Raw genomic sequence first — 18371 nt, 5'->3', positions numbered from 1 at the left:
ATTGTGGAGAATATGAGATTTTAAAGAAATTTTGATGAAAAATAGATTCTTCTTTATCTATATTTGTACAATAAAATCTTATAAAATGTCATTTTCAGATCTTTTTGGCTCAGGAGAGCATCTACGCAATTTAAGCCACTTTGCTGCTATTGTAAACCTGGCATCTATAGACGGGGCAATAAATCCTGAAGAAGAAGCCCAGTTGAAAAAATTTGCAAGAAAACTGGACATCAGCCAGGAGGAATATCAAAAGGTGATCAAGAATCCTACTGCTTTTCCCATCACCGCCTCTAATAGTGTAGAAAGAAGATTGGAAAGACTTCACGACCTTTTCAAGATCATTTTTGCTGATCATCAGATAGATGAGGAGGAGACTGAACTTATAAAACGTTATGCCATTGGCCTCGGTTTTTCAAGCCAGGCTTCCGAAGGAATCATAGAACGTTCCATTCAGATCTTTAGCGGACAGCTTAATTTTGAGGACTACAGATATTTACTGGAAAAGGAACAGGATTAGTTTTTTCCTTTTCGCATAAATTCTTCAGCTTTTTCGACCATATTTTTACTCCCGCAGAAAAACGGGGTTCGCTCATGTAATTCGGTTGGCTGAATATCCATAATCCTTTTAAAGCCATCACTGGCCTTACCTCCGGCCTGCTCTGTAATAAAAGCTATCGGGTTGCATTCGTAAAGCAAACGCAATTTTCCATTCGGGGCCTGCGAGATACTCGGGTACATAAATATCCCTCCCTTTATCATATTTCTGTGAATATCAGACACCATAGAACCTATATACCTGGAAGTATACGGCCTGTCGTCTTTCTCTTCCTGGCAGTATTTGATATAATCCTTAACCCCTTGTGGGAAATGCACATAATTCCCTTCATTAATGGAATATATCTTACCGTCTTCAGGGAAATACATATCGGGATGGGAGAGATACCAGGATCCTAAAGCGGGGTTAAGTGTAAAACCGTTCACCCCATGTCCTGTGGTGTATACAAGCATTGTTGAAGTTCCGTAGATAATATAGCCCGCAGCCACCTGCTGATTTCCGGGTTGCAGAAAGTCTTCCTTTTTAACCGGTGTCCCTATTGGCGTGATCCTCCTGTAAACAGAAAAAATGGTTCCTACCGAAACGTTCACATCGATATTTGAACTTCCGTCCAGGGGATCCATCAGCACCACGTATTTGTTCTTATGGTCTTTATTGCACCCCTCTATGGTTATAAACTCATCGTTCTCTTCTGAAGCGATCCCGCAAACTATCTCACGGTTGGTAAGGGTTTGTATGAATTTATTATTGGCATACACATCCAGTTTTTGCTGGTCTTCACCCTGGATATTTGTCTCGCCGTAAGCCCCGGTTATATCCACCAGGCCGGCTTTATTCACCTCGTGGTTCACCACCTTGGCCGCAAGTCTTATGGAGTTGATTAATCTGGAGAGTTCTCCTGAAGAATAAGGGAAGGCAGATTGATTTTCTATTATAAATTCCCCTAAAGTCTGATTTTTTCTAGCCATCTAGCAAAAGTGTAAGTTTTCAGGTCAAAAATATTCAAATTTTACACTTACTACAACGTTTTCGTTAATAATGTCTTGCATTGCTTAAATTTGAAAAAAATAATAAATATGAAACCTGTTATACGCCCTGCAACCAAAGAAGATATGCCTGCAGTTCTCGAACTCATAAAAGAGCTTGCCGTTTTTGAAAAAGAACCCGATGCCGTAATTATAAGTGCTGAAGACCTTATACGCGATGGATTCGGCGAAAACCCTTCCTTTAAGTGCTTTGTAGCCGAACTTGAGGGTAAGATCCAGGGGATGGCGCTCATCTACTTTAGATATTCTACCTGGAAAGGAAAAACAGTACATCTGGAAGATCTCATCGTGAGAGAGGCATACAGGGGAAAAGGCCTTGGAAATGCCCTTTATACAAAGGTGATAGAATACGCTGAAGAAGCAGGGGTTAAAAGAACCGAATGGGTGGTGCTGGACTGGAACACCCCGGCAAAGGAATTCTATGAGCGTAGCGGCGCCACTGTTTTTGAAGACTGGTGTACGGTACAAATGGATGAAGAGGCAATGAAAAAGTTCCTTTCCTCAAAACGCTAACTTTACTTTAAGGCATTTATTGAAAACCAATGCCTATTTTTGTTGTAAACAAACATTCTTATGGACTATACTATACGCGAAGCAAGGCGGGAAGATATGCCCCAGGTGCTTGAACTGATAAATGAACTGGCCGCATACGAGAATGCAGCAGACCAGGTGGAGATTACCGTGGAAGACCTGGAAGAAGAAGGTTTCTACAACCATAACTTTAAGTGCTTTGTAGCTGAAGTTAAAGGAAAGATCGAAGGAATGGCACTGGTGTATTACAGGTTTTCTACCTGGAAAGGACGCACAGTTCATTTGGAAGACCTTATTGTAAGAGAATCTATGCGTGGTACCGGTCTTGGTGGCGCACTCTACCAGCGTGTAGTAAAATACGCCCACGAAAATAACGTTAAAAGACTGGAGTGGGTGGTTTCAGAAGGGAACAAGAATGCCATCCAGTTTTATGAAAATACTGGTGCCGATGTTAAAAAGAACTGGTACACTGTTCATATGGATGAATCCGGTATCCAGGAAAATATCGAAAAAGAGGAATGAAAGTATACAAGTTTGGAGGAGCTTCCGTGAAAGATGCGGAAGGAGTAAAGAATGTACTGAATGTATTAGATAAGACAGGGAACCATAATAAGCTGATTGTTATCTCAGCGATGGGAAAGACCACCAATGCACTGGAAGTGGTGGTCCAGGATTACCTGGATACAGGAAAAATTCCTTCAAGTTTAAACCAGGTCAGAGATTTCCACCTGGACCTGATCTCAAACTTATTTTCTAATCCGGAAGCCCCGGTTTTCCGGCTGGTAAGAGATTTCTTCGCAGAACTGGAGAATTTTCTGGAACACAATAAATCCACCCGTTACGATTTTGTTTATGACCAGGTGGTTAATTACGGAGAACTGGTCTCTACCTGCATAGTCAGTGAATTTCTTAATGAAAAAGGATTCAAAAATAACTGGATAGACGCCAGGAATTACATAAAAACCGACGACACCTACCGTGATGCCAAAGTAGACTGGGAAGAGACACAGGAGCGCATTAGCAGGGACATAAACCGTGAAGAGGTGAATATCACCCAGGGGTTTATAGGAACCGATACCGACAATTTCACCACCACCCTGGGAAGAGAAGGGAGTGACTATTCGGCTGCGATCTTTGCTTATTGCCTGAATGCCGAAAGCGTAACGATATGGAAAGACGTCCCCGGGGTTTTAAATGCCGACCCCAGGGTTTTCAAAAAGACGGAACTGTTAAAGAAAATATCCTACGAAGAAGCCATTGAACTTGCTTTTTATGGGGCTTCGGTTATCCACCCGAAAACACTTCAACCTTTAAAGGGAAAAGAAATACCGCTTTACGTAAAGCCATTTACAGACCCCGAAAGCGAGGGTACGGCAGTACACCAGGGATGGGGAATAGAACCGAGCATCCCCTGCTTCATCGTAAAAAAAGGCCAGGTCCTGATCTCCTTATCTTCACTGGACTTCAGTTTTATGGTAGAAGAGAATATCAGTGATATTTTCAGGCTTTTTCATCAATACCAGATGAAGGTAGACCTCATTCAGAATTCTGCCATCAGTTTTTCGGTATGTGTAGATAACAGGTTCAACCAACTCGAGAAACTGTTGCAACACTTAAAAGCCAGGTTCAGGGTGAAATTCAATACCGGGGTTTCCCTTTATACCATCAGGCATTTCAATGAGGCCGCTATTAAAGAACTGGAAAAGGACAAAGAGGTGCTTCTTAAGCAAATCACTCGGGATACTGTTCAGATCGTGACCCGAAATTAGTGATTCGTTCTAATTCTTATCTTTGTTAGAAACCAATCTAAAAATTAATGGGAATAGTAAGCGCCAAGGAAGTAGCGAAAGTTATGAATTTGGAGAAATTCGGCTTTTTAGGGACTTCTCTGGGATGGGTGGTCTTAAGGACCACCAGGCTTTCAAAACTTAACAAGGAGTATCAGAAGCGTAAAGAGCTGAAGGGAACAGAATTTATAGATTCCATCCTGGAAGGCTTTGAAATAGACTTCGAGATTCCCGAAAAAGACCTCAAACGTATTCCCAAAACCGGGCCATTCATCACTGTTTCCAATCACCCGTTAGGTGGAATAGACGGGATGATCCTTATGAAGTTACTGCTTAATCAGCGGGAAGACTATAAGGTGATCGCAAACTTTTTGCTTCACAGGCTGGATCCGCTCAGGCCTTACATAATGCCCGTAAACCCTTTTGAAGATCATAAAGAAGCAAGGTCCAGTCTTGCAGGGATGAAGCAGGCCATAGCACACCTTAGGGAGGGCAAGGCCCTGGGAATGTTTCCTGCAGGAGAGGTTTCAACCTATAAGGATCAGAGAGTAATCGTAGACAAACCCTGGGAGCCGGTGGCGATGAAGCTTATCCAAAAAGCCAAGGTCCCCGTGGTACCCATATATTTTCACGCCAAGAACAGCACCTTCTTCTACAGGCTGGCTTCTATGAGCGATGTGTTAAGAACAGCCAAGCTTCCGAGCGAAATGCTTTCGCAGAAAAGAAGAAAGATAAAGGTTAGAATAGGCCTGCCAATTTCGGTTGAAGATCAGGCAGAACACAGCAATCTTGAAGCCTTCACGGCTTTCCTGCGCAGGAAGACCTATATGCTGGCAAATGTCTTTGAACGAAAAAAGCTTTTTGAAAAGATCCCGAAAAGCCTGAAACTTCCCAAAGCGCCGCAAAAGATCGCTTTAGAGACCAGCCAGAGCCTTATGGAGCAGGAAGTGGAAACCTGCAGGAAACTGGATAAAAGACTGCTTAGCAGTAAGAACTATGAAGTCTTCCTGGCAAAAAAAGAAATCATTCCCAATATCGTGAACGAACTGGGGAGGCTTCGGGAAATCACCTTCAGAGAGATAGGAGAGGGAACCAACAATGCAACAGACCTGGACCAATTTGATGATTATTACTACCATCTGGTGCTCTGGGACAACGAGGCCAAAAAAGTTGCCGGCGCCTACAGAATGGGTATGGGTGCCGAGATCTTTAAGGAACACGGAATTAAAGGTTTTTACCTGCAGGACCTTTTTCGCTTCGAGCCTGAACTTTATGATATGATGAGCAAATCTATAGAAATGGGAAGAGCCTTCATCATTAAGGAATATCAGCAAAAACCAATGCCTCTCTTCCTTCTGTGGAAAGGGATTGTGCATTGCACCCTTCGTTTTCCGGAGCATAAATACCTGATTGGCGGAGTAAGTATCAGCAACAAGTTCTCTAACTTCTCAAAATCGCTGATGATAGAGTTTATGAAATCACATTATTACGATCCTTATGTTGCGCAATATGTAAGACCGAAAAAGGAATTTAAGGTGAAGCTGAAGGATGCCGACAAGGATTTTGTTTTTGACGATAAAGAAGCCGATCTCAACAAATTTGATAAACTTATTGACGAAATAGAGCCTGAAAGCCTGCGCCTTCCGGTGCTAATTAAAAAGTATATCAAGCAAAACGCAAAAGTGGTTGCCTTTAATGTAGACCCGCTGTTCAACAATGCCGTAGACGGCTTGATGTACATAAGAATTGCCGATCTTCCTGAAAGCACGGTCAAACCAGTAATGGAAGAACTTCAAAAAGAACTCGAGCAAAGACATAATAACGCTAAGCCAAATTAAGCCTCCTGTTAATATATTGTTATTCTTGAATTGGTCTTAGGCAATTTTAAGCGCTATGCTTATATTCCTGTAAAGATTAAATCAGAAAAATAAAGCAATGGAAAAGATATTAATTGCAGGGGCAACCGGACACACAGGAAAGAGAATAATCGAAATTCTTAACAGCTCACAGAGCTTCCACCCGGTTGCAATGATAAGAAAGGAAGAGCAGAAACAGGTCTTTGATGATATGGGCGTAAGCAGTGTGCTTGCCGATCTCGAAGGTGAAGTTGATCACGCCCTTAAGGGAATAGACAAAGTGATATTCGCGGCAGGTTCCGGGAGTAAGACCGGTCCTGACAAAACCACAGCCGTAGACGAAGAAGGGGCTAAAAAACTAATTGACGCTTCCAAGAAGGCCAAGGTTAAAAAATTTATAATGTTAAGCGCTATGGGCACCGACGATCCTTCACAGGTAGAAGGTCTGGAACATTATTTAGAAGCAAAGAAAGCAGCCGACGATTACCTAAGGGAAAGCGGAGTTCCATTCACCATTGTTCAACCTGGCGCTCTAACCGATGATCTTGGCCTTGCCAAGGTGAAAGTCGCTAAGAAACTGAATGAAAGAGGTGAGATCTCAAGAGACGATGTGGCCTTTATTATGGTTATGAGCCTCGCAGATCCTTTGGTGAAAAACATGTCTTTTGAAGCGCTGGAAGGTGAAGAGCCCATAAAATCGGCGTTAATAGAATTAAGCAGTTTAGGCTAAATCAAAAATAAGCCCTTTGAAATTTCAAAGGGCTTATTTTTTATAAGTGATTTGTGACAAACCGCCGGCAGAACTTCTTAATGTCATCCCTGCTTTCGCGGTAAGCATTGTATATCTTTTGTTCGCTTCCCTTTACATCATCGGGATCCCTGAAGGCTGAATGTAAATGCACACAACCGCTGAACAGGCCTTCCGGACAAATATCTTTCACCTCATTACAAAGGCTTATTATATAATCGAATTTCCTGTTAGCATACTCCGAAAGCAGTTTACAGGATTGGTCAGAGATATTAATCCCGTCTTCCTGCATAATGGCCTTCGCCCTGGGGTTAACCCCTTCCTTTCGTATCCCGGCACTGTAATATAAAGCACGATTGTATCCAAAAAGCCTCAGGTAGGCTTCTGCCATCTGACTTCTACTGGAATTGCCCGCACATAACACTAAAACCTTCTTCTTTTCCATCTCTTTTTCGACTAAACCAAGGCTGAAACAGCCGGTTTCCTTCAAATTTTCGACAAATTTAAAAAGCAGAAAAGGTTTAACTGTTTCTAAAATGTTACCAAAAGTTTGTCATAGTGTTGCAAAGACCTGTAAATCTACAATTTAAACCACTCTACTCCTTTAGAAAAACCTCATCATTAGGCTCCCATAATTCAATCTTATTGCCCTCCGGGTCTACGATCCAGCCGAATTTCCCATAATCATAAGATTCTGTATTATCGATCACCTTTACTCCTTCAGATTTCAAGGTTTCCAGCAGCTCGTCAAGATTTTCCACCCTGAAATTCATCATAAATTCCTTTTGTGAAGGTTCAAAATAATCGGTGTCCTTCTTAAAGGGACTCCATTGCGTGGAACATTTATTTCCATTCTCATCGATCCACCAAAAAGTACACCCCCATTGATCAGTATTAAAACCAAGATGTTTCCTGTACCAGTCTTTTGCGGCATCGGGATCCTGAGATTTAAAGAAAACACCTCCAATCCCTGTCACTCTTTTCTTCATTGTTTTGTTAAATTAGTTAGTAAGTCCTTCAAATATAGAAAATAAAAACCCCGCCAAAAGGCAGGGTTTTCTATAGGTAACATTCAACAAGTCTTATTTCTCATCACCTTCCCCGAATTCTCCAATGATCTTTTGAGCGATCACAGTGGCAAGCCTTTCGTGAGATTCGGTGGTCCACCCGGCCACGTGAGGACTCAGGATCACATTTTGAAGGAACATAAGCTCCCTCATCGCTTCAGGAACCGGCTCTGCAGCACTAACGGCTACATTTTTCTTGTTAGCGAACAAACTCTCGAAAGAGGCCTTCTCATATTCAAGGACATCGAGTCCAGCCCCCAGAACTTTTCCGTTCTTAAGAGCCTCCACAAGATCTTCGGTCACCACATTCTTACCTCTGGCAGTATTGATGAACCAGAAAGGTTTTTTAATTCCCGAAATAAACTCTTTATTGATCATCTGGTCTGTCTCCGGAGTCCAGGGAGTATGCAGGCTTATCACATCTACTTTCTCGCAGAACTCTTCAAAACCTACTTGTTTCGCGTTCTCATCGGCTACACCATCTTTAATATCATGGCAAAGTACCTCAACATCAAACCCTCTGAGTTTTTTAGCAAAGGCTTTCCCCATATTTCCGTATCCGAGGATCCCCACGGTCTTTCCGTCAAGCTCCACTCCGCGGTTCTCTTCACGATGCCAGAGCCCGTCACGAACCTCCCGGTCTGCCTTATTGAGCTTATTGAACAGTGAAAGCAGCATTCCCAGGGTATGTTCCCCAACTGCATTCCGGTTCCCTTCAGGAGCCGAAAAAAGCTTTACGCCCTGCTTCTCAGCATACTCCACATCTATGTTTTCCAGACCGGCTCCAACCCTGGCTATAAATTTAAGGTTTGGTGCGGCATCAATAAATTCACGGTCTATCGTGTATCGGCTTCGGATCACGATCCCGTCGTACAAATGTTGATTTTCTAATGTCTCTTCTCTGCTTTGCTGATACCCCTCAATATTATGATGACCGGCATCTGCCAGTTGTTTCATCAACGTAGGGTGATTGGTATCGGCGTGTAAAATGATCATTTTTTAAATTTAATTATTAAAATAATTTTCCGTTGTCTGGATACTGCAATTCCTCAGCATCAGGCGATCCCTCCGCATAAAGCATACCATAAGCTTAAAAAACCGACACTTTCATCAGCCTTTTAACCCAAATATAATCTGAAACGTCAAAGAGGAGTATCGCCTGTAATTGCCGTTCTGAAGGTACTGCTATAGTTGAATAGGTGCATAGCTGATTCTTACAAAACCAATCAGCAAAGATAAGTAATGATTTTAATTATGGGAAGCGGGAAGCCTTTAAAAGCCGAGAATGGCCTTTGCTATAAGGAAATAGGTAAGGATCCCGAAAACATCATTACTGGTGGTAATAAATGGTCCCGTGGCAACCGCAGGATCTATGTTGTTTTTATTCAGGATAATAGGAATAAAAGTACCTATAAGCGCTGCCAAAATGATCACGGAGATCAGGGCGATCCCGATACTCACAGATTCGGTATAAGTGGTCCCGAAAAAGTAGGTACTGATTATAAATACGATTATGGCTATAGATATTCCGTTAACAAGAGCAAGAGAACATTCCTTTAAAAGCCTGCCTATAATATTATCTCTCAGACTGCCGTTGGCAAGTCCCTGTACCACGATGGCGCTGGACTGCACCCCAACATTTCCGGCCGTTGCCTGAATAAGCGGCACAAAAATCAGCAGTTTAGGAAAGGTGATCATTATAGTCTCAAAGCCTGCAATAATACTTGCTGCTCCAAGGCCCCCGAACATCCCGATAAGCAACCAGGGCAATCTCGCACGGGTTTGTTTGAAAATATTATCATCGGCTTCCACATCTTCAGAGATACCGGCAGCCATCTGGTAATCTTTCTCTGCCTCTTCCTTGATAAAGTCTACAATATCATCAATGGTTACACGCCCAACAAGACGCCCCATTTCATCGACCACGGGAATGGCTTCCAGGTCATATTTCTGCATAAGCCTCGCCACTTCTTCCCCTTCGGTATGCACATTCACATAATCTACATTCGGAATATAGATGTCCCTGATATTGGCGTGGCTTGGTGCGGTAAGCAGGTCTTTCAGCGAAAGCCTTCCCTTTAGCCTGTTCTTGTCGTCTACCACGTAAATAGAATGCACGCGGGTCACATTCTCGGCCTGGGCCCGCATCTCACTCATACAGCCGGTAACGCTCCAGTTCTCATTGACCTTTACCAGCTCCTTTGCCATCAGCCCCCCGGCAGAATCTTCGTCATACCTAAGCAGCTCTACAATATGATCGGCGTGTTCCTCGTCCTGGATCTCGGCAATTACATTCTGTTGCCTGTCGGGTGGAAGTTCAGAGATGATATCGGCCGCGTCATCGGTGTCCATCTCTTCCAGCTCTCCCGCGATCTCTTTGGCCGAAAGGGTTTCCAGAATCCTTTCCCTTACACCTTCTTCAAGCTCCATAAGAGCTTCAGCCGTTTTCTGACTGTCAAGAAGTTTTACAAGGTAAGTGGCCTCCTCAAGGGATAGTTCGGTAAGGATCTCAGCAATATCAGCGTGGTGAACATCTTCAAGATGCAACAAAAGCTCATCGTTGTTCTTTTCTTCAACGAGAAACTTTATTTTGTCTATTAGTTCACTGCTGATCTGAAATTGCATAAGGCTGAATTTTTAAGGTCAACTCAATAAATTCATCTGTGCTAAGTTGCTCCGGACGTTGCCCAAATATAGCATCTTCCCTCAAATTATCGGGTAAATTCATAGATTTTAAGCTATTCCTTAAAGTTTTACGCCGTTGCTGAAAGGCCATTTTCACAATTCTGAAAAACAGGGCTTCATCACAAGGCAGGCTATAATTTTCCTTTCTTTTCAGCCTTAAAACTCCACTATCTACTTTTGGCGGGGGATTAAAGACTGAAGGCGGAACGGTAAATAAGTATTCGGTTTCATAAAATGCCTTGGTCAGGACCGAAAGGATCCCATAGGCTTTACTCCCCTTATTTTCACAAATTCTTTGAGCTACCTCTTTCTGGAACATCCCTGAGAATTCAGGAATCCGGTCCCTTTGTGCCAGCACTTTAAAAACGATCTGGGTCGAGATGTTATAGGGAAAGTTCCCTATTACAGCAAAAGGCGCTTCCCCAAAGATCTTACTCAGGTCGTATTTCAAAAAATCCTGTTCGTGGATCGCTCCTTCAAGATCGGGGTAATTTTCGCCCAGGTAAGCCACACTCTCGGTATCTATCTCTATCACGTGCACCTCGGTGTCCTTTTTCAGAAGGTATTTCGTCAATACCCCCATTCCGGGGCCTATTTCCAGGGTTTTCGAATATCCCTCATAACTCAGGGTATCGGCTATCTTGGCCGCAATATTCTCGTCGGTGAGGAAATGCTGGCCCAGGTGCTTTTTGGCCCTGACTGAGTTGGGATCGTTATTCTGTTTACGGGAAGAATATCCCCTGTATCGTTTTTTCATCGGTAGATTTTAGGTGCGGAAGGCGGGTTTATTGTTCGCTCACTACTTCCAGCTCGGTACGGAAAGCCACAAATTTGCCTTCAAACGGCTTGCTCTTTTCACGCAGTTCCTCAGAGTTTTCAATATAATATTGCTGAAGCATTTGTTTACTTTCAGCAGTATACTGAACGGAATAGGTGATCCCGCCCATTTCTTCCTGTACCAGCACCCTGGTCATTAAAGCTTTGGTGAATTTTCCGGTATTGAGCATATCGGGAATGTGCTCCTCTTTCATCCATTTCACCCATTTATCATGAATATCTTCCTGAACGTTTATGGTAACATTATATATATACATAAGCGGAAATTTATTGTTTTTACATCTTGCGAAGGCTATTCGATAGCATCGCCTCTTAAGCGGCGAAAACTCTTTCTCGCCTCCACAAAATAAATACTGTCGGCAAAGTTAAAGATAATTTGCTCGTAATACTGCTTTGCCTTCTCCGGAAGTTCTAACTGGTGGGCATAAAGCTCTGCAAGAAAATAGGTGGCGTTATCGGCAAGAATATCGTCCCCGAAGAATTCTATGATCTTCAGGTAATTGGCTTCTGCCTTTCTGAAGTCCCCTTCAGCAGTGTATAACTTCGCCTGTTTTAACAAAGCCTCATCTTCAATGCTTTCCCCTTTATGATTTAAAAGGATCTCACTTAAAATATCTATTGCTTCCTGATTCCTTTCCTGAAAGGCCAGAAGATCTGCCCTGGCATATTTCTTTAAGGCCACCTGGGTGGAATCTTCAATAGAGTTATCCTCTATAAGAAGGCTCAGCTCCATGGCATCATTCGCAATTAGCTGTGAAGTGGAGGATTTCAGTATATCCAGCTGGGTTTTGGCCCAGGCGAAATCGCCCTTGTAATAACTGGTCTTGGCCACTTTAAACCTTGCGCTCTGCGCCAGTTCATTGTTCTTCACCAAATGCTGCACCTGCGAAAAATATATAAGTGCCTCATTGAATTTCTCCTGAAGCACCAGAATATCGGCCAGTGCCATTTTCGCGATCGCCTTTTGGAAGTTGCTCTCGGTCTTTTCTACCAGTTGTTTCAGAATTTCCTCGGCGCGGGTAGGGTCGTCCATTTTAAAAGCAAGGAATTTTGCATAATCTATCTGAAGCAGGAACGTCTTAAGATCATAACCAAATTCATTGAGAATTTCCCGGTATTCATCATCAACTTCCTTAAGGTTAGAGGCATCGGCCATTTCAGATTTGAGGTTCATAAGAAATTGCCTGCCCTGCAGAACGGTGGTTTCCGAAGGGGTTTCTTCAATTACGTATTCCACGATCTCTTTCGCCGCAGCTTTATCGCCCTCGTTCTTGGCGATCACCGCCAGGTTGAGAATGGCCTGCAATCCCCCCGCATCCATCAAGCCGGGTTCCTGTCTTTTGTAAATCGCTTTTTCCTGGGCAAAGGCTTTGCTGAATTCCTTCTGCTGAACAAAAAGCCAGCTGAGCATCTCATTATATAAAATTGAAGGATTGTTCTGCATTTTCTTAAGCACAAGTTTCCTGAAAATGGTATTGGGCTCACTTTCCCCGTCTTCGGTGATATACCTTGCAAATTCCCGGTTGGCGATCTCAAAGAATTTCGGGTCGGCGTCTATCAGGTCCAGGTAACTCTGAAACATCTCTTCAATCTTCCCCTGCTCCCCATATATTCTGGCCAACTGAAGGTTATAATTTCTGTCAGGACTAAGGATCATTCCTCTTTCATAAGACCTGGCTGCATAATCCAGAAGATTGTACTTTTCAAAGCCGCGGGCAATACCATATGCATAATTAGGCCGGGCTTCGATCACACTCAGCGCTTCCTCATAGAATTTACCGGCCATTTCCAGTTTGTCCTGAAGCTCGAAATTATGCCCGATCTCGATAAGTATATTGGGATTGTTAGCGGTATTCTGAAGCTTTTCCCGAAGCAGGTCTTCTGCCGCTTTAAAGTCTTCCAGCTGCTGATAAGCAGCAACCATCCCGTAGAAGAAAACAGGGTTTCCCGGGTTTTCTTTGGCAAGCTCCTGGTAGGTTTTCAGTGCCTTTTCATATTCCCCCTTTTCAAGGAAATTTTTTGCCAGCTGATCGGATTGAGCAAAGCTCCCGAAACCGGCGAACAAAAAGGCGCATATAAAAAGAAAACCACGCATATTGTAAATATAACAAATTGCGTGGTTTAGCTTTTAAGATCGGGTAATTTAATCTATCAGGTCGAAGCCTGTGTAAGGCACTAAAACTTCGGGAATTCTGATCCCTTCTTCGGTCTGGTAATTTTCAAGTATCCCTGCAAGCACTCTTGGCAGGGCAAGTGCACTTCCGTTAAGGGTGTGTGCAAGCTCCTTTTTTCCTTCTTTATTCTTATACCTCAGCTTAAGCCTGTTCGCCTGGAAAGCCTCAACGTTCGAGATAGAGCTTATCTCCAGCCAGCGGTCCTGGGCCGTAGAGAAAACCTCAAAATCGTAAGTTAACGCTGCGGTGAATCCCATATCGCCACCACATAGCTTAAGAATGCGGTAAGGCAGCTTCAGTTCTTTCAGCAGGCCTTTCACGTGCTCCACCATACCATCAAAAGCCTCGTAAGAATCCTTTGGCCTTTCCACCCTTACCAGCTCCACTTTATCGAACTGGTGCAGCCTGTTAAGCCCGCGAACGTGGGCTCCGTAAGATCCGGCCTCTCTCCTGAAACAAGGGGTGTAACCTGTGCAGGCAATAGGAAAATCCTTATCGATAAGCAGCCTGTCACGATACATATTGGTAATAGGCACCTCGGCGGTAGGGATCATATAAAGATCGTCTTCGGTGATGTGGTACATCTGCCCCTCTTTATCCGGCAGTTGTCCGGTTCCAAATCCTGAAGCTTCGTTCACCATTAACGGAAGCTGATACTCTGTATAGCCTGCTTCCACAGCCTTATCGAGAAAATAAGTGATAAGCGCCCGCTGAAGCCTTGCTCCTTTTCCCTTATAAACAGGAAAACCCGCTCCCGTAACCTTGTTCCCAAGATCAAAATCTATAATATCGTATTTCTTGGCGAGTTCCCAGTGTGGCAGAGAACCCTCAGCCAGCACGGGAATATCTCCCTCCTTATAGATCTCCTCGTTATCCTCCTCACTGGCTCCGGCAGGAACCGATTCGTGCGGGATATTCGGAATGGTATAAAGCAGTTTTTCAAGCTCTGCGATGGTATTGGCCAGTTTTTCAGAAAGATCTTTGGTATCTTCCTTCAGCTTCCCGGTCTTTTCCTTAAGTAGATTGGCTTTTTGATGTTCTCCGTTCTTGAACATCAGCCCTATTTCTTTCGAAATGCGGTTGGATTCAGCCTTGATATCATCCAGTGTAGCCTGGGTGGAGCGACGCATTTCATCAAGCTGCAACACCTCTTCAAAGATGTTCTCAGCATCAAAATTCCTTTTCTTCAGGGCTTGAATGTAAGCCTCCTTGTGCTCTCTGATGTTGTTAACTTGTAACATAAGGCCAAATATTTTTAAGTGCCGTTAATAATTATTGAAGCAGCAAATGTAACAAAAGCCTGTAAAAGTTCTAGTCTAAATCGGAAGGTAAAATCCAGTCGTTATGCCTTAAGTGGTGCCATTCTGCCTTGGCCATATCCACCTTTGGATCTATGAAGCGTTTTAAAGGCCTGCCGTTCACGCTCACCTTCGAGTCTATATACACCTCCACCTCCTTGCCCTTTTCGGCATACTCTTTCTCCAGGCGCTGAGCGAACTGCCACATCATATCGGGCTTAGAGTTAATAGCGCGCAGTTGTTTCCGGGAGAGATATTTGGCTTTATTGATGAAGATAGTATCCTTACGACCCTTTTCGACTACCTTAAAGGTGCTCCTTCCGGACTTTGCCCTGAGCATCATTCTCCAGCTGAGGCGGTGCCCCTCTTCGGTCCAGAGCACATTATCCTGAAAGAACCAGTGCCTCAAGGGCAAACCGGCCTGGATGAGCAGCCAGACAGCTATGGTCCCTATCAGGAGCTTGCGGTGTTTGGGCACAATAATTTCTGAAGTGGCGTGATCATAATGCGGTTTCTTTTTACGAAGGAAAAATCTATTGATGCTTTCAGTAGGAAAAAAGAAAAGGCAGAAGGCCAGAGACAAATAAGGGAAGATCCCGATATGGAAAATAAAACTATTAAAAAGATGGAAGAAAATGGCCAGTATGAAAGCTGTTAACCTCGTCCTTCTCCATAACAGAAAAGGAATAATAAGAAGGTCGAAAACAAGGCCAAAATAGGCAATGGCATACCGAATCCAGCTTTCCTGCAGGAATTCGCCCACCAGCCAGTAATCCCGTTTACCCCTCATCAATAATGCCGGCAGGCTCCCGTCCAGCCAGTCGGGGTACATTTTTGCCACCGAAGCATAGGTATAGACGATCCAGAGCTGCAGCACAATAAATACCCAGACCCACCTGGGCATCGAGATTCTTTTTATTTCGGGTTTACGCCAGGCATCTACTGAAAGCCAGCGATGCGCAGGTAAAAAGACCATTATCCCGCATAGCAGCATCAGCAAGTAGTAATGATTGTTATAGGAAGATTTCTGCATCAGGTACACCGAAGCCCACATCAGGGTATAGGCGGCCATACTGAGGCGGTATTTAAAACCAAACATCACAAAGATCCCGAAGAGCCCCATTACTCCATAATACCAGAGCATCCCGTCGCCGGGAAGGGGTTGCAGGAATTCGAAGCCTATAAAGTTAAAGGTGAACTGTGGCTCGATGAAAGTGCGCCTTATCCAGCCGGAAAATATGGCTCCAAAGGCTTCAATGCTTATCAACAACCCGAAAAACACCCTGAAAACGATCAGGGCTGAATTATCGATCTGCCTGAAAAGCCAGTTATTCAGCATAATTGTCTTTAATATACTGCTTAGAGAAAGCTTCATCCTGCTTCATCGCGATCTTGAGAGCATCTACAGAATCGAATTTCTTCTCATCCCTGATGCGAACCAGCATTTCTATCTTAAGCTTTCTTCCGTAAAGGTCTTTATCGAGACCAAAGAAATAGGTCTCAATGCTTTGCTCTTCCCCACCCACAGTAGGGTTTGTACCAATATTCATCATCCCGAAGTAATTCTTTCCGTCAATTTCGGCCTTCACCACGTAAACCCCGTTCTGCGGGATAAGCTTATAGTCTTCCTGTATGGAGAGGTTTGCTGTAGGGTATGCGAATTTTTTACCAAGGCCTCTTCCTTCTACCACGATGCCGCTAAGGCTGAAAGGGGTCTGCAGATAACGGTTTGCTTTTTCAACACTCCCGTTAAGAAGGGCGTTCCTGATCTTGGTGGAACTCACGGCTACCTCTTCCACATCCTGCTGGCTGATCTCTTCCACTTCAAAATCGTACTCCTTCCCGAACTCCCTCAGATCTTCTATATCTGCGGTCCTGTTCCTTCCAAAGCGGTGATCGTAACCTATGATCACTTTTTTTGCCTTTAGTTTATTCACCAGGATATCGCGAACAAATTCGCGCGCAGTAAGCCTGGAAAACTGGTGTGTAAAAGGGTGGATGATAAGATGGTCTATCCCGGTGCTTTCCAAAAGCTGGGTTCGCTCCTCTATGGTATTAATAAGTTTTATGCCGCTTTCTTTCTGAAGCACCATTCTCGGATGCGGGAAAAAGGTAAGTATCGCCGATTCCAGGTCGTTGGCATTGGCCGAGTTCACCAGGCGTTCGATGATCTTTCTGTGGCCCGCGTGCACCCCGTCAAAAGTTCCAATGGTAACCGCTGTCTGATGATCGCTGCTAAAAGCGTTAGCTCCTTTATGTATTTTCAAGCTCAACTTATTTTCCGTTAAAAGTATTCATTGTGTTTGAAACGCCGGCCGTCCCGAAAGATTTTATTAATTCAGCCGATTTTTCAAGTCGCTCGGGCAATTTCTTCTGTTCCTCTTCATCCCATTCTCCCAGCACATAGTCTACCTGGCGGCCTTTGGAGAATTCATCACTTATCCCGAAACGAAATCTGTTATATTTGGAAGTGTTCAGTACGGCCTGAATATCCTTAAGCCCGTTATGCCCGCCATCACTTCCTTTGGTCTTTAACCTGAGTGTTCCGAACGAAAGGTTCAGATCATCGGTGACCACGAGCAGGTTCTCGTGGGGGATCTTCTCCTTGGTAAGCCAGTAGTTCACGGCTTTCCCGCTAAGGTTCATATAGGTATTCGGCTTAAGCAGGATAAAGGTCCTGCCTTTAAACCTGAACTGCGCCAGGTCGCCCAGCTTCTGGGTCTCGAAACTGATGTCTTCCCTTCTGGCAAGTTCATCAAGGATCTTAAAGCCTATATTATGTCTTGTATTTTCATATTTGGGGCCTGGGTTTCCAAGGCCTGCAATAAGGAACTTCTTCATTGGGTCTATTTCTTCCCGGGGCTTTTTCTTACTTAAAATTCTTCCGAAGAAAGACAGCATAGGTTTTGTTTTGGTAAAGATAAAATTATTAAAATATTTTACCAGTCCCGGGTATGCTTCAATCTTCTGTAAAAAAAAAGCATCCCAACTTCAGAAACCGAAGCGGAATGCTCTTTATAATTTTAGTAACTGAACTATTTAAGAGTCTTCACCCTCTTTTACAGCTGCTACATCATCAGTTTCAGTAGATGGTACTTCATCTGCTGGTACTTCATCTTCATCTTCCTCATCAAGAGCAACGATGTTACGTGAAGTTCTAACCTGACAGATCACGGTGTTATCAGGGTGCTGAATTGTATACTCTTCGCTTTCTACGGCAGTTACATATAGTTTCTGTCCAATTTTAAGCTTGGTTACGTTCGCTTCTATAAAGTCCGGAAGTTCTTTAGCAAGACCTCTAACTTTAAGACGACGAAGGTTGTAACGCAATACCCCACCATTTTTAACCCCACGGGCCACACCAACAGTGTGAATTGGGATTTCCATAGTGATTGGTCTGTCTTCCTGAATCTGGTAGAAATCTACGTGCAGAATAGCATCGGTCACAGGGTGGAACTGGATATCCTGAAGGATAGCATCAATTTTCTCACCACCTGCCAACTTGATCTCCACGGTGTGCACGTCTGGAGTATATACCAGGTCATTAAACGCAATTTCGTCTGCTGAAAAGTGTAATGGCTCGGCATCTCTCCCGTAAAGTACGCAAGGAACCTGTCCAGCATTACGCAGAGCTTTTGTAGCTTTCTTCCCTACGCTTTCTCTTTTAGATCCGTTGATCGTAATTGATTTCATTATAAAAATGTTTAGGTTAACAGATGTCGTCAAGTTCTGTATGAACTGCCTTCACCTGCATAAAAAATTTTAGGCTGCAAAAGTAATGCTTTT

19 protein-coding genes are annotated in these 18371 nt (G+C 43.7%); 6 read left to right on the top strand and 13 right to left on the bottom strand.

The features are described 5' to 3' along the window. The first annotated feature begins 85 nt into the window (after positions 1-85). The gene (locus ACFQ3Q_RS03110) at positions 86-517 is read left to right on the top strand and encodes a TerB family tellurite resistance protein (protein ID WP_380742809.1); all 432 of its coding nucleotides are present in this window, start codon (positions 86-88) and stop codon (positions 515-517) included. Here the strand turns inward: ACFQ3Q_RS03110 and fbp are convergent. After that, positions 514-1524 carry a class 1 fructose-bisphosphatase gene (gene fbp / locus ACFQ3Q_RS03105; protein WP_380742807.1) on the bottom strand — a complete coding sequence of 337 codons (1011 nt, stop codon included), beginning with the start codon at positions 1522-1524 and terminating at the stop codon, positions 514-516. The genes ACFQ3Q_RS03110 and fbp overlap by 4 nt on opposite strands. A gap of 108 nt (positions 1525-1632) precedes the next feature. On the opposite strand from fbp, the gene ACFQ3Q_RS03100 reads away from it, so the two are divergent. From ACFQ3Q_RS03100 to ACFQ3Q_RS03080, 5 genes are all read left to right on the top strand, one after another. After that, complete coding sequence (locus ACFQ3Q_RS03100; RefSeq protein ID WP_380742805.1) at positions 1633-2115, top strand: GNAT family N-acetyltransferase; 483 nt, start codon at positions 1633-1635, stop codon at positions 2113-2115. A 60-nt stretch (positions 2116-2175) separates the two neighbouring features. Then, positions 2176-2655 (top strand): GNAT family N-acetyltransferase, encoded by a 480-nt coding sequence (locus tag ACFQ3Q_RS03095; protein WP_380742803.1) that lies wholly within the window; start codon positions 2176-2178, stop codon positions 2653-2655. Further along, complete coding sequence (locus ACFQ3Q_RS03090) at positions 2652-3902, top strand: aspartate kinase (RefSeq protein ID WP_380742801.1); 1251 nt, start codon at positions 2652-2654, stop codon at positions 3900-3902. The genes ACFQ3Q_RS03095 and ACFQ3Q_RS03090 overlap by 4 nt, the downstream gene beginning before the upstream one ends. Before the next feature lie 47 nt (positions 3903-3949). Beyond that, on the top strand, positions 3950-5758 hold the full coding sequence (locus ACFQ3Q_RS03085; RefSeq protein WP_380742799.1) for a GNAT family N-acyltransferase: 1809 nt from the start codon (positions 3950-3952) through the stop codon (positions 5756-5758). 97 nt (positions 5759-5855) lie between these two features. Beyond that, positions 5856-6506 (top strand): SDR family oxidoreductase, encoded by a 651-nt coding sequence (locus ACFQ3Q_RS03080; RefSeq protein ID WP_380742797.1) that lies wholly within the window; start codon positions 5856-5858, stop codon positions 6504-6506. Positions 6507-6546: 40 nt separating this feature from the next. Here ACFQ3Q_RS03080 and ACFQ3Q_RS03075 read toward each other — a convergent pair whose 3' ends face one another. From ACFQ3Q_RS03075 to ACFQ3Q_RS03020, 12 genes are all read right to left on the bottom strand, one after another. Then, positions 6547-6969, bottom strand: a complete 423-nt coding sequence (locus tag ACFQ3Q_RS03075) for an arsenate reductase ArsC (protein WP_380742795.1) — start codon at positions 6967-6969, stop codon at positions 6547-6549. A gap of 151 nt (positions 6970-7120) precedes the next feature. After that, a complete protein-coding gene (locus ACFQ3Q_RS03070) occupies positions 7121-7513 on the bottom strand; it encodes a VOC family protein (protein WP_380742793.1) in 393 nt (130 codons plus the stop codon). Between the two features lie 93 nt (positions 7514-7606). Further along, entirely contained in the window at positions 7607-8587 is a 981-nt protein-coding gene (locus ACFQ3Q_RS03065; RefSeq protein WP_380742791.1) for a 2-hydroxyacid dehydrogenase, read from the bottom strand. Between the two features lie 276 nt (positions 8588-8863). Beyond that, positions 8864-10216 (bottom strand): magnesium transporter, encoded by a 1353-nt coding sequence (gene mgtE / locus ACFQ3Q_RS03060; RefSeq protein ID WP_380742789.1) that lies wholly within the window; start codon positions 10214-10216, stop codon positions 8864-8866. Continuing rightward, positions 10194-11033, bottom strand: coding sequence for a 16S rRNA (adenine(1518)-N(6)/adenine(1519)-N(6))-dimethyltransferase RsmA (gene rsmA, locus ACFQ3Q_RS03055; RefSeq protein ID WP_380742787.1), 840 nt, complete (start codon positions 11031-11033; stop codon positions 10194-10196). The genes mgtE and rsmA overlap by 23 nt, the downstream gene beginning before the upstream one ends. A gap of 28 nt (positions 11034-11061) precedes the next feature. Continuing rightward, positions 11062-11370 (bottom strand): DUF4286 family protein, encoded by a 309-nt coding sequence (locus ACFQ3Q_RS03050; RefSeq protein WP_380742785.1) that lies wholly within the window; start codon positions 11368-11370, stop codon positions 11062-11064. A gap of 35 nt (positions 11371-11405) precedes the next feature. Then, complete coding sequence (locus ACFQ3Q_RS03045; protein ID WP_380742783.1) at positions 11406-13208, bottom strand: tetratricopeptide repeat protein; 1803 nt, start codon at positions 13206-13208, stop codon at positions 11406-11408. Between the two features lie 48 nt (positions 13209-13256). After that, entirely contained in the window at positions 13257-14528 is a 1272-nt protein-coding gene (gene serS / locus ACFQ3Q_RS03040) for a serine--tRNA ligase (RefSeq protein ID WP_380742781.1), read from the bottom strand. 70 nt (positions 14529-14598) lie between these two features. Then, the gene (locus ACFQ3Q_RS03035) at positions 14599-15924 is read right to left on the bottom strand and encodes an HTTM domain-containing protein (RefSeq protein WP_380745581.1); all 1326 of its coding nucleotides are present in this window, start codon (positions 15922-15924) and stop codon (positions 14599-14601) included. Next, positions 15914-16852, bottom strand: a complete 939-nt coding sequence (locus tag ACFQ3Q_RS03030; RefSeq protein ID WP_380742779.1) for a bifunctional riboflavin kinase/FAD synthetase — start codon at positions 16850-16852, stop codon at positions 15914-15916. Before ACFQ3Q_RS03030 ends, ACFQ3Q_RS03035 begins: the two co-directional genes overlap by 11 nt. A gap of 7 nt (positions 16853-16859) precedes the next feature. Beyond that, positions 16860-17486 (bottom strand): aminoacyl-tRNA hydrolase, encoded by a 627-nt coding sequence (pth, locus tag ACFQ3Q_RS03025; protein WP_380742777.1) that lies wholly within the window; start codon positions 17484-17486, stop codon positions 16860-16862. Positions 17487-17624: 138 nt separating this feature from the next. After that, entirely contained in the window at positions 17625-18278 is a 654-nt protein-coding gene (locus tag ACFQ3Q_RS03020; RefSeq protein ID WP_380742774.1) for a 50S ribosomal protein L25/general stress protein Ctc, read from the bottom strand. Positions 18279-18371 lie beyond the last annotated feature (93 nt).

Source organism: Salegentibacter chungangensis (genome assembly GCF_042678405.1).
GTDB classification, from domain to species: domain Bacteria; phylum Bacteroidota; class Bacteroidia; order Flavobacteriales; family Flavobacteriaceae; genus Salegentibacter_A; species Salegentibacter_A chungangensis.
The sequence above is the reverse complement of the archived record's forward strand: the minus strand, read 5'-3'. Positions and strand labels throughout refer to the sequence as shown.